The sequence below is a fragment of the Paenibacillus sp. LjRoot56 genome, assembly GCF_964253335.1.
Taxonomy (GTDB): domain Bacteria; phylum Bacillota; class Bacilli; order Paenibacillales; family NBRC-103111; genus Paenibacillus_E; species Paenibacillus_E allorhizoplanae.
The window spans coordinates 1,177,462-1,190,378 of the sequence record NZ_CAXURV020000001.1 but is presented as its reverse complement, the minus strand read 5'-3'; the positions used below and the strand labels follow the sequence as shown (position 1 = coordinate 1,190,378).

7 protein-coding genes are annotated in these 12,917 nt (G+C 48.3%); all 7 read right to left on the bottom strand.

The genetic code is table 11. From position 1 onward, the window contains the following. Positions 1-10: 10 nt before the first annotated feature. Positions 11-886 carry a DUF6999 family protein gene (locus ACSQ8O_RS05385; protein ID WP_436240739.1) on the bottom strand — a complete coding sequence of 292 codons (876 nt, stop codon included), beginning with the start codon at positions 884-886 and terminating at the stop codon, positions 11-13. Next, on the bottom strand, positions 883-2,751 hold the full coding sequence (locus ACSQ8O_RS05380) for a 3-oxoacyl-[acyl-carrier-protein] synthase III C-terminal domain-containing protein (protein ID WP_436240738.1): 1,869 nt from the start codon (positions 2,749-2,751) through the stop codon (positions 883-885). The genes ACSQ8O_RS05385 and ACSQ8O_RS05380 overlap by 4 nt, the downstream gene beginning before the upstream one ends. Positions 2,752-2,914: 163 nt before the next feature. Then, entirely contained in the window at positions 2,915-4,603 is a 1,689-nt protein-coding gene (locus tag ACSQ8O_RS05375; RefSeq protein WP_436240737.1) for a hypothetical protein, read from the bottom strand. Between the two features lie 37 nt (positions 4,604-4,640). Beyond that, positions 4,641-6,719 (bottom strand): phage tail protein, encoded by a 2,079-nt coding sequence (locus tag ACSQ8O_RS05370; protein ID WP_436240736.1) that lies wholly within the window; start codon positions 6,717-6,719, stop codon positions 4,641-4,643. Between the two features lie 380 nt (positions 6,720-7,099). Further along, on the bottom strand, positions 7,100-9,334 hold the full coding sequence (locus ACSQ8O_RS05365; protein WP_436240735.1) for a putative baseplate assembly protein: 2,235 nt from the start codon (positions 9,332-9,334) through the stop codon (positions 7,100-7,102). Positions 9,335-9,384: 50 nt separating this feature from the next. Further along, a complete protein-coding gene (locus tag ACSQ8O_RS05360; protein WP_436240734.1) occupies positions 9,385-12,459 on the bottom strand; it encodes a baseplate J/gp47 family protein in 3,075 nt (1,024 codons plus the stop codon). A 49-nt stretch (positions 12,460-12,508) separates the two neighbouring features. After that, positions 12,509-12,910, bottom strand: coding sequence for a GPW/gp25 family protein (locus tag ACSQ8O_RS05355; RefSeq protein WP_057309160.1), 402 nt, complete (start codon positions 12,908-12,910; stop codon positions 12,509-12,511). Between the last annotated feature and the right edge of the window lie 7 nt (positions 12,911-12,917).

Below are 12,917 nucleotides of genomic sequence, written 5' to 3'. Positions count from 1 at the left end.
AGGCTGCTGATTAAGCAGCCTGTTTATGTTTTAACTCCACGAGTAAGGCATGGAGTTGTTCTGTAGCAAGTCCATGAAGTACTAATCGAAAGCCGGCTCGAAGCGTAGAAAGCGGGACCATTGGGTGCTTATTGTTTATCAAAGCGAGCCTGTCATTACTACCGATCACTTTAGAAGCTAGAATCCCAATTGTCTCATCGAGTTGTAAGGAATTCGTTGCTCGCCAAAAATCGTTATCTGTCAGAAAAAACTGGTAGACAGGCGTAAAGCATTCAATAGCTGTCATGAGATCGAGAAAATTGGTCCGTCGATGGGGCATCAGTTCTATAGGGATGCGACTTGAAGTAATAGCATCAAAATTAAGTCGTTCCTGCTTCGCCACCTCAATGTTTTTCTCTCGTAATTGTTTATTTAAATTGATTACAAAATTGTATAAATTGAGGTCATGAATGAGAAACAAATCGTCTTTAACCGGTTCAAGATTTGTCGGTTTCAGCGGATTCATCTCTACATGGACACCCGGAATGTTATCGCGGATAAATTGCAGTATTTCAGATCCCAAATAAAAATGCCGAAGAATCATAAAATTTGCGTCTGGACTCACGAACGTTTTCATGCCCCAATACAAGAAACGATGCAGCATTTTAGATGAAGTAAAAGCTTTTGGGAAAATGATTTTGTACAGTTGGAAAAGTATGATCAGCAACCGAGAGAGCGGCCTCAATACAGGAAGCAAAAATTGCCTAGATTTACTAGAGCAGTCCTTTAAATAGGAGGCTTTCGCTTCTTCGTTAAATGGAATGCTTTGATCAAGGTAGATAGCAAGGAATGGATTAGGATCTTGCTTATCATGCGTCATGTTATTAAAATAATCGGCCTTGCTCATATGTTCCCCAGCTCCTCTAATTGTAATAAATACAACCGTGCTGTCGTTTTAGCGGTTTTTATAATCCGTTCGGCAATTTCCATCGTAAGCATCGGATGTTGAATCCCGGCTTCTAGACGCTCGAAATGTTTTTCATCTGAGTCGCTATGATAAAGTAAAAATGATACTTGATCGTCGTTTAAGCCGAGTTGGTCACGAATTGCCTCTCCCCAGTACCTCGCCATGCGACATCCCAAACCTTCAATAATCCACATCGCACCCATCAGATCCACAGGATTTTCTCGGCTTGCCCGCTGAAATAGGTAGGCTGACAGTGCTTCGCTGCCGATATTTTTCTCACCGGATTGAATATCCGCAAGATTTCCTCCAACGGCCACGTAATTGCGTTCCAATATTTGAAAGTCGCGATGCTCGTCGCGGGCATGGGCAATAAACATGGAACGCAGATCGATGTTCTCAATCGAGATGTAAGAAGCTGCGCGTGCAATCCACTGTGACCCGTCGATCACCTGTTGACGAATGTTTTCCATGAGCAGCATGTAATCCTCCAGCGTAAATTTGCCCCTGTACAGTTTATGAATAATGGGAACGTGAGCAAGTTTTTGTTCAAAATCAATCCAAACGTTGACTAACTGCCGTACTAAATGAGACTGTACCAAATTGGCATTATCAAAATCCAAATGTGGTGCTTCTGGCTGCCGCTCCATGTATTCAGTTGCTGTCATGTTGCCTGTGCCGACTACAGTTAATAGCATATACGAAGTCTGAAATCTTCCGCTCTCCGGAACCATGCACAGCACTTTTTCGCCTGGTTTCAGATGCCCTTCGTTGAGCAATTCCTCCAGCATAATATAGATAGAGGCGGCTCCTGTGTTCCCTTTCGTATATAGGTTTGTAAACCATTTGTCTGCTGGAATGGTCATACCGCCAAGCTGCATAAGACGGAAAATTTCATCACGAAAATAATGGGAAGAGTAGTGACAAACCATCCAATCAATTGAAGTAGGATCTACTTTCCCCTCGTCTACAAGTTCAAAAAAACGTTTAACACCAACTTTCGGCATCTCGCCCACTAGGCGAATGTCTTGTTTCAAATTAATAGCCCCATCATTTGCCGCTTCATGGATGGAAGCATAATCAAGCCAACCCGTTTGATTTTCATTGGCGCCTTCTTTATTCATGCCTGCATACATACAAGTGTCGTATAGATTGGCGTAAGATTTATTGTCTATCCATTCAATTTTGAGGGATAGGCCCTGGTCGCTTGGCTCAGGCTGAAGCACGGCGGCACCCGCGCCATCAGACAACATAAACCGAAGAAAATCCGTATCAAATGGAATCGGACGATCCATAAATTTGGCCTGCGCTTCAAAGCGAGTATGTTTAAAAACACGACTTGGAAACTCGCTGGCACAAGAAACAGCGGCTTTCTTCTCCCCCGACTGTACCTGTAGGAAAGCATTTTTGATTGCTTGCATACCACTGCCGCAGACGCCATGATGTGACGCAATTTCCATGACAGGCAGGCTAGTTTCGGCATGAACCATACTGGCAAAACCAGGCACCAATAGGTCACCCTGAGTCGTGCCAACAGCTAGAAAGTCTACTTGGTTAAATAAATCGTCGTGATTCCGCTCGAGCGCATCACGAATCGCGTTGGTTGCCATTTCGGCATTTGAATACAGACTTTTTTGATCTTTATCTATGGCATAATGACGATATTTAATTTTATTTTGCTCTAGAATACGCCGCATAGATTTCGAGCCTTTTCCACCTATTTTTCCGAGGTATTCCTCTATTTCCTCGTTAGCGATTGGTGCACCAGGTAGAAACTTCCCGATACTAGTTATATAAACAGATTTCATGAAAACACTCCCTAGAGGAAAATTATTGTAATATCATCCATTTTCGTCTATAACAGGTCAATTTCATAGTACTAAGTTCGTCTAGTACCATAGCTCCAACCCATCAACAAAAACAAATAGACCGTCCCAAACAATAGATCTTGTTCAGGACGATCCTATTGATTTACTCCGTGTCGCTACCTGCCGAAGCCGCTTCTCTCATGGCCGACAACGCTTCGTCCAAGGAATCGCCGCTTCCGCCACTTCCTTGCACTACGCCTGCCATCTCAGCACTGTATGCCCACCAGCGCACACGTACATTGCCTTGCTCACCGGATTGCTGCACTTTCACGCCGATACGGAACGTACCCTTCTGCGGGTACGCGATCGTTCCGATCTTCACTTCAGGTGCATCTGGCTCAAACTCACTACCTTTGAACACTTCCGAAGCCCCGCCATATACGCGGTCCCCGCTAGAAAGAATATCCGAGAACGCATCACCGCTTCGCTCTTCTAAGCTTGTGATGATCAACACATTCCCCTCGCCGAGTCCGTGTACAATTTCACCTGAATAGAAGCTCTTCATCGCACGCCCGAATGGTGAAACAGCAATCTTCGTAAAAGGTTCAATCGGGATGTCGACATATCCGCTTACAATACCAGCAATCCCGCTGCCGCCGCCAGCTGGAATTCCCAAATCAAAAGACAACTCGCTGATCAAGGGGTTGTAATTGACGTTCAGCTCAGGCATTTGCCCTGGAGCCAAGGTTTTTACTTTGGACTTCGTTACGAATTGACCCGAAGTTTCTTCCCGATATTGACTGGCTTGACCGAGTCGGTACATGACAGACGTATTGTAGACATATTCACCGAACGGAACTTGCTCAACACTTTCTATGACATAAGTCGGTCCGACTTGGATCAAACATATTTTGGCCAAATAAATGCACGGCTCCGATGGTGCTTCCAAGGATGCTTCCAAGGATTGCTTCACGAAATCCGACATCAACCGCTCTTTCACTGCTTCAGTCACGATGCTAATCTCGCCAGTGGATTGCGCTTGCAGATCCAGCTGTCTATCATCCAGCTTCAAAGCCCCCGTTCCTGCTTTCACACCAACTGTCGCTTTCACGGAAGCAGTACTATCGGCACGAAGCAGCACTTTCATTTCATATTCGCTCTCTTGCGCATCTTGCGGCTCTTGGAACACAATGGTCGTCCCGTTAATCGCTTCTACACGACGAGCATCAAGCTCATATTGGAAGGACAATCTGCCAGCTTTCAACGTTTTCTCAAAACGCAGCGTCATCTCGAACAATTGCCCGGGATTCACATAGCGCGGTGTCGTTTGCAGGACGCGTACCTGCTTATCCTGATACAGGACAATCGTCTGATCTGACAACGTAGCCAGCGGCAAGGAAGCTGGGTCTGGTGCATCCTCACGGATAAACAGACGATAGCTTTCCAACACACGATTATAATCATTAATTTCGTCCGAACGGACGGAAGAGTTCGCTACGGCGTGTACGGGTTCTTTTTCCTTTTCATCATAGGCAATACATAGGTAAACGTTCTTAGCATACTGATTGTTCGAAAAACCATCCATCATCGACAACTTCATCGTCATCGGCGACGGCACAACAATTTCCCGCCCTAAGGCATCGATTGCAGCCCCCATTTCGACCGATACAGACTTCTCATCCACAGCTACGACCTGCAGGCCGGTTAGAACACCAGAACCATGTAGAAGCCGGTTCATCATTCTGCGTTTATCATTAAAATACTTTTGCTCGGACTCGAAATCTCTGACCGTCAGCAGCTTCCCATAGAAATACCGATTACGTTCAAACGGGTAATAACGTGATTTTTTCATAACGATCCCCTCACCTTCTCTGACTCAATTTCATTTATTATTCGATTTCGGAATCTAGTCCCAAGCGCGTATGTATATCCATTCGTTTATCACGATCCACATCAATCAGCACGGTGTTGTAAGGCATCGACGAGCGCTGATCGAGGGTTAATAAAGTAGGCTCAGACAAGTACGTATTAATACCTAGGTAGGTATGCATATCCGCATACATCCAAGGCTGCAGCACAATCAATTTCCCTTCGGTATAAGCAGGCTTCTGATCTTCAATGATGTGCTCAATAACTAAGCGCTGTTCATCCGTTCGCACACTTTCTGGCCTCAATAGCACACAGAACGTATACGGATTATCGCCATATAACTGGGTGAAGAGCTGCCGCAGCTCCGACGTCTCTTGCATTTGCTTAAACTGAAAATATTCGAGTATAAATGGCTCAGCGCCCGTGTAAATGTGGAGCATATTCATCAAGCCCTCGCGCGTACCCCGTAGCTTGTATAGTTCAGGTGCCCGCTTGATCAGCTCTCTCAGCTTATTCTCACCCCAAGCCTCATGCTCAGTAATGGCAAGCCAACCGCCCAACCATTCCAAGTACGGCCCAGACACCGCATCTGGATCAAAATGGCCCGAAATCCGATCGATCGTATCCTCCATATCGTCAAAAAACGTGCTGAACATCGCTAGGAATCGCTCCAAGAAAGGGCTATGTTCCTCATCCTGCTGATACATCGGAGGCAAATACGCGATCAGTGAGGTGCGTGGGTAGTACACCCTCAACTTACGAATAAACGGAGATTTCTGCTCACTGCCGACCAGCTCCATTTTGAACCAGAGATATCTCCCCTTCGCATTCATAAGCAGCGCATCCTTCGGATTCAGAATCGGCTCTGACCATAGGTCACGCGTCGCTCTTAGCTTTTCTTTGACCGAGATATCCGGATCCGTTAAATAGCTAGTGAGATTTACGTAATCCCCATCGACCATTCCTTCACTTTCATCAGAGGCATAATACGAAAATCGAACCTGCGTCTCCTCTGGGATATCTGCTTCCAGCCGTATTTTGTGCCACGTCGTCTCGGTTTCCGTCGTATCGAGATCCGCAGAGAAGTACACGGCTTCCGGCAATTGCGTATCCTCCAGCAGCATCGTTCGAGCTCGAAGGTCCAGCAAGCTAATCTGACCGCTCATTCGATCAAACACATACAGGCGATTGCGCCCATCCCGTACTAATTTATCCGTTCGTCCCCGAAAGCCCGTCACCTTATCCAAGGGAGTGCCATTGCCGCGATATCTTAAAATAAACCGCTCCGTCACACCCTCTTGCTGCGCGTAACCGCTATCCCCTATATAGAGATTATGATTCGTATCAATGGAAATGCCGGCAAATCGCCCCTCTTGCTCCAATTGGAAATGGAACGGCTCTCGCCCATCTTCATGGAACACCGTCACCGACCGAAGCTGGTTATCCAGCAGGGCAATCGTGCCATCTGCCGCCGCAGTAAAATAGCGATCCTGTAGCTTCGAAATCGGAATCGCTTCTGGCATACAATGTGCGTCATGCTCATACACACGCATCACCTCACCAGCCGAGTTCCACTGTATAATGCCAATCCGACCGTCCTTCGGGACTTCGGGACTTCCATTCATACCAACCGCAATATCCAAAGGAACCGCCATAAATAGCGTATTCGCGGTTTGAAGCTTTGTATTCAAGGAAAGCGGATATAAACTCAAACCTTCCCAGTCTTGAACCGCCCACATGGTCTGACCATTGGAGATGGAGTAGACAGCAAGTCTTCTCTCTGTGCCCTCATCGCTATCAGCGATCACAAGTAGATCCGACATTGATGCGAGCATCGCTTGTGAGCTGAATAATTCGTGACCATGGCGAAACAGTAACTCCCTGTGTCGACTTTCATCATCGTAAATCCACACATTCGCTGACTCATCTAGCAAAATTAGCTTCCGCCCAGGCCCTACCGTCATGTCGCGAATAGGCGGAATCCCTTCCAGCTCATCCGTGCGAACGATGCGATGAATGCTGTACTTCTCCGACTGCTGAATCGAAAAGCCCTGCTCCAGCATATGAACATTCGCATCAAAGCCCTCTTCCCAATCCATTCTCTTGTTTAGCGAAAAAAACGTTTGTCCATCCTGCATCGTTCGTCACCTCTTTTCTATAACTGAACCCAAAACTTGCCCTGGCGTACTCTCCGCCGCCGCAAACAAATTAAATGGATTTTATGTAGCTAATTTTGCTGATTCTCCCCATCTGGGAGCAATAGATGGATTTCCTACAGTTAATTTCCGCCAAAATCCACCAAACAGCCAATCTTGCTCAAATTAACTGTACATTTTCCATCTAATCGCAAAATCTCAGGAGATACGGGAAAATTAGCTGTATATTTTACATCTATTCGAAAGCTAGCTACTCAACTGAGCACTACTTCTACTTCTACTTCTACTTAACATCCATCCATAAACACCATTCCCACCGACACTTACAAATCCGTCTGACTGATCGTTTCAATCTCATGATTGCCGGAGTAGACTAACGCATAAGGCGGGATATGAATATCCCCTGCGCCATCCTTGTGAAAGCCAGTACCTTCGGCATCAAGCCAAATGTCCTGCACATACACGACACCTTTGATGCGGGATATGACGCCGTAAATATCTCCCTTATACACGGTTCGCCCAAAACGCCAGCCCTCCGCTCCCTGCCCATGATCCATCGGCTGAAGCAGATTTTTGAGCTCGAGCGCGATGCGCCGTTGCTCGTTCTTATACTTCGGCTCCATCACCACGACGGCGTGGACCGTAATCTTAATATACTCCGCTGGAATAACATGCAGCTCCGTTGTCAGAAGCCGATGCCGATCCAGATGCATCTTGATCGTTTGCAAGAAGCCCTTGCCAGCCTTCGGCTTGTCACTCTCGCTGTAAGGCACAACCACCACGGTCATCTGCGCCGGCGCCGATACCCGTAGGAAATCCCGCATCCCCGGCTTATACAGCGGGATCGCCTTCACCCGCGCGACGCGGAGACCCGGCGCCGCCTTCGCGAGCGCCTCGTAGTCCTCGGCGGTCACCGCGCGCGTTGGCGCAGCCAGCTCGCGCTGCACGCGCAGCTTCGCTTGCGCGAGTGTCTCCGCCTCCAGGCCGCCACGCGCCGGGAACGGATTCGTCACGTTCACGCCTGGCGAAGCCGTGAACCCCGTCACGAGGCCGTCCTTCACGTTGCCTCGCACGCCGCCCCCTGCCTGCAAGGCCAGGAACCGAATGTTCGGTTCCCCGGACTTGCGCGGAACTAACCCCGCTTCGTTATTACCGAAGCGGATCGTGCCTGCAGCGGCGTCGTAGACGTAGTGGCGGTCCGTTGACTTCGAGTTATCGAAGTCATCCACGGCCGTCCAGTCGTCCCAAACGAAGCTGTCTTCCCCACGCGGGCGGTAGCCGACCTGCAGCAGCATGCTGCTGGGCTTATATACACGTCCGCGGCTGATCTCAAGGGTCTGCCCGGGCAGACCCTTGCTGCCTCCCACATACCGGCTGTAGTCAAACTCAGCCGTGTAAGCAACAAGCCGCACCCGCTGCGCACCCTGCGGCGGGATACTGCCATGCACCCCGTCGCCGAAGCGAAGACGGGTCATCCTACGGGCCGAATCCTGCTGCAGCTCGCAGCAGAGATCATTAGGCCCGCAGGTACTTAAGTCAGCGACCGTGTGCCAGTCGCGCCAACGGCCCTGCTCATCCAGCACCTGTACGGTGTGCAGGCCATTATAAGCGAGATACGAGCTCAGCTCGAAGCTCTGATCTGGCTCGCCAGAGCTGCTAAAAGCCGTCACCTCGCTAAAGGTTTCCTGCTCCACTGCCTTAACGGTATTGAGCGTGATCTTCTCAATTTTGGGAGCCAGCTCGTAGCCATCCTCCTCCAGTGTACAGCAGAGCCAATAGCGGCCACGATCATCGGCTGGATACAAGGACATCGGCTTCATTTCCGAAGTAATGAAAAACTTAAACTCCCCACTTTGCGATAGATGAACCGTGGTATCGCTCTTGGGCTCAATCGGCAGCCAACTCTCTGACTGTCCATCACCGCCTGCACCTGCGAAGGACCAAGCTACTTTGGCTGATGAAATCATCGGTGCCAACTTTTCTGCATGATGACTTATGGTCACAGGGTAACGGTCAAACAAATTAAAATAGATCGAAATCTCCGTGTCCAATGGCAATGCCTGATCAAAACCAAGATACAGATGGGCTCCCTTGCGGGCATCCGCACCAAAAGCATAGAAAGCAATTTTGGCCTGATTGTTCGACGTATAATCGGCAGCAGCTGTTTCCGTACGTACGAGCACCTTCTCTAAAGCAGCTGGAACTAACTGTACCGTACTCTGCGTCTCAAAACGCAGATCCATCGCGGACAGCGGCGTTCCTTTAGGGAGCACAAGCTGCTGCGCAGCGCCAGTAAACGTCACATCGCAAACCGCGGACACAGCATCGCGAGGACGAATCCCCAACAGTTTTAGAAACTTACGTTCACTGCGCTCCGTCACCCGATTTAAGTAATATTGCTGCATCTCAGTCATCCATGACATTAACTCTAGCAGCGTAATCCCAGGATCATGCTCATTCTCATCTGTCCATTCTGGAAATAGCTTCGGAATCGACTTCCGCGCCTCCATCACCATTTGTTCGAACATCCGGTCATCTAAATTAGGAATTGGCAGCACTTGTGCTCACCTCCTTAAAGTTTTCATATAAAAAACTTGCTTCACAAGTATTACAGTACTTTTACAACCACCTTGTGCTTTCCGCTCACAATAATGCTATGCGGCAATGAAGGCAGATGATTAACATCCAACTCCACTCGCTCACCGTCTTCAATTTTGAATACGGTCATATACAGCTTTTCAACATGGCTGATTGTCCGAATCGATTTCAACAGCGCGTAAAAGACGGAAGGATGAATCTGCGCACCAATGGCCCAACCTTTATTATCAAAATTGCCCGTTAGCGGGTCAAGAAAACGATTTAATTTCTCAATTGCCTGAATTTCCGTGAGAACGACCGTATCCATTCCCTCAACAGCGACTACAGCAGAAACTGATATTTCCATATACACCGGCTCAATGACCTGCAAGCGTTCCGGGAAAGCAACCAGACTTGAGGCACGCCCCAGAATGAATCGTTCCACTTGTTTTTTTAGCTCAGGAAACGTTGAACTGCCCTGTTGGCCTTCTTTTGGCAAAATAACAAGCGTCATTGCTCCGATTTCTTTCTTCATATACGCATTCCGATTCGGAATACACGTCACCTTCGCGATGTTCGGATAGGCTTCTCTAGCCAACCACTCGTAGTCTTTGGACGAAACAGCTCGGTTACGATGCTTCAACATCTCTGGCCCCCGCACTAGCGCAGACTCCAGCTTCTCCGCCTGACAACCGCCCGATGCGGGTTCAGGGTTATACACCTCACCTACAAATGCAATCGAATCCTGCATCTGATTGATCTGACGAGCAGGGACATTGCCGATTTGACCCATTGTAACTTGGTAGGTGACCTTCATTTGCTCTAGTCCGCCCTTCGGCGGGTGCATCCCATGAACACCATCCCCTACACGTATGCGTCCAAAGGTGTGGTCAATCACATAATGCCGATCTCGGCTGCTCGATAATGTCAAATCGCGAACAGCTGTCCAACGAACCCATACCTGCAGGATATTCCCCTCTGAATCGCGGCGAATGTCCATGAGCGGTGCTCCAGATAACTCGTACTCAGAGATATCCTCTTCCGTCACGAACTCGGTCTCATCGACCCATACTTCCTCCGATACGATTCCTTGTCTGCTCAGTTGATATTCCATTTCTTCCAGCCCTTTAACCTCAGGTACTTCACCTGTAATCGTCTCCTGCTGGAGGACATGAACCGTATTCATATACACGCCCTGAATCGTCGGAATATGTACACGCCCCGTCACATCATCATAGATATCATCCCGATTCGTAGCCCGAATCCAGTAACCCTCTTGACCGAATAGAGAGACGCCTGCAAAATCAGATGGACCCACGAACTGCACGGTTCCGCTTTGCGTCAAGCCTTTCGTTTCATCGATAACCTTGAGTGTCCCCCACTCCGGTGGAGTTCCTGGGAGCAAGCCTGCTCGCAAATACTCCCACTCTAGCATAGGGACGTCATGCTCTGAGAATCGTTGTTGTTTAATCGAGACGAATATCGAAATAGGACCTCTCACAGGCGGTGTATCAAAAGAGAAACATAGCGCTGGATGGCTGCCTTCCAAAGGCTGGAAGGGTTCAAATCCGCCTGCCAACTGACGGCTATGCTTAGTTCGTTCCTCGAAAACCGTGTTATTGAAGGACAAACAGCGTTCCGCTTGATAAAGACGATCCTCGTATTTGTACGTTAGCGCTACTTCGTCTATCCAAGGTGATAAATATAAAGCCTGTGCAATATACGCATTTTCGATATGTAAAATACGTGCTCGGATCCAGCGGTTCTCATTCCCGTTCACATAAGTAGCCTGAAGATCAGGCGGACAGCGGAACTCAATCTCCTTGCGAACCTTTTGCTGGACGGGGTAGTAGAAGAGCTTCTCCGCATCCTTGCCCACATCTAGCCGCACCCACGTCGTACCATTCCAATATTCCCAAGCCACTTGAAGAACCGTCACATGCACAACAGGTGCTTTATCGAACTTGTTCTTCTTCATGACCATTTTCCAGTCAACTTGATCCGCGTTTTCCGCCCCAAAACGATTCTCAATCGCCTGCAGACCGAAACTCAGCTTAATATCACCATTCGTTTTCGTGAATACTTCCTGACTCCCAATATAAAAGGAGCCATACAGGGCGAATTGATCACCAAATGGATAGAACCCCGAAGGATCCGCATCAATATCATTGTAAAACATCTGATCAGGTTGAATACCGCCCGTTTCGAGTGTATCTACATAGTCGGTTTTGAAAGATATATGATCCATAGAAAGCCTGCTGTCAGCGAGCGTCGTACGACCAGTTTCGAGTGGCTTTAATCGGCATTGAATCCAGCGACCGCTTTGGCCATTCACTTCTTTAAGAGCGAGCTCTTCACGAACACTTTTGAGCAAAATAACCCGATTACCCGTCGCCTCTACGGCATCAAATGCTTTCCAACCATCTGCTGTTGCATACAGCCATTCCGTAAGCTCTGGATCTGCCAGTTGGCTGGACATACCGAACTCCTCAAAGCGTTTCGCCCCGTTCCGGAATTCGATCTCAATTCGTGCCGGGTTGGTTACCGTGAAAAGGGAACTGTGCTCCAAATACAAGGCATGCTCCTGTAAATTGTCGCCATCCTGAAGACGAAACAGCTTCTTCGGGAACGCATAGCCTTGACGACTCGCAAGTAAGAAGTCATCCGTGATCCGGACAATGATATCCTGTTTACGACTTGTCACATAAATGCTTGTGAGCACAGCTGGCGTCAACAAGGCGCTGCGTGCCGTTTCATATAGAATTGTATCGGCCTCTATGGCAGCAGCAATTTGCGTACCCGCCGAAATAAACACAGATTCTTTCGTCCCTTCGTTTAATGCAAATGTCAGGTAACTACTAGCCGGTCTTGCTGGAAGCAACGTGACATCGAACATATTCAGAAACGAGATCAGATTCTTCGTGGGTACCCGATTCAATCGTTTAATATTATCGTGAAACATATCCGCAAACATGAGGAATAAAGCCGAACCCGGATCCGGGTTCTCTGGCGTAAATCGCCACTCTGGCGTATAATACGGCGCCATTTCCTTCATTTGGGCGATCAGATCATGTATGTCTCTGGCATCAATTTTGGGAGGTTGCACAGTTCCACCTCCTCTCTGCACGTATCGTCATCGGTTCCGCATCCTCTTTCTATTTCGAACCTTCAAATAAATAAAACGGATAGACTTGGTTAAACAAGTTGTTCGTAGTACGCACCTGATAGGCAATATGAATCATGACTTTGGCCGGGTCATCCGCTTCTGGAATGGCTTTTACTTCAACCTCGTGAACCCTCGGCTCCCAGTTGCGAATGGCTTCTTCAATATTCGTTTGCAGCAAATGAAGGGTCGTATCATCCGTTAATCCGAAAATAAATTCCTGTACGCCGCATCCAAAAGAAGGGCGCATGACGCGTTCACCTTGCGTGGTGCCCAGAATGACACGAATCGCTTCAGCGATGTCTTCCTCATACTCGGACATTCGTATTCTTCCTGTTGCAGGGTCTACCTGAATAGGGAATTTCCATCCTCGTCCCAAAAATGCTTCCGACATCTCGCCA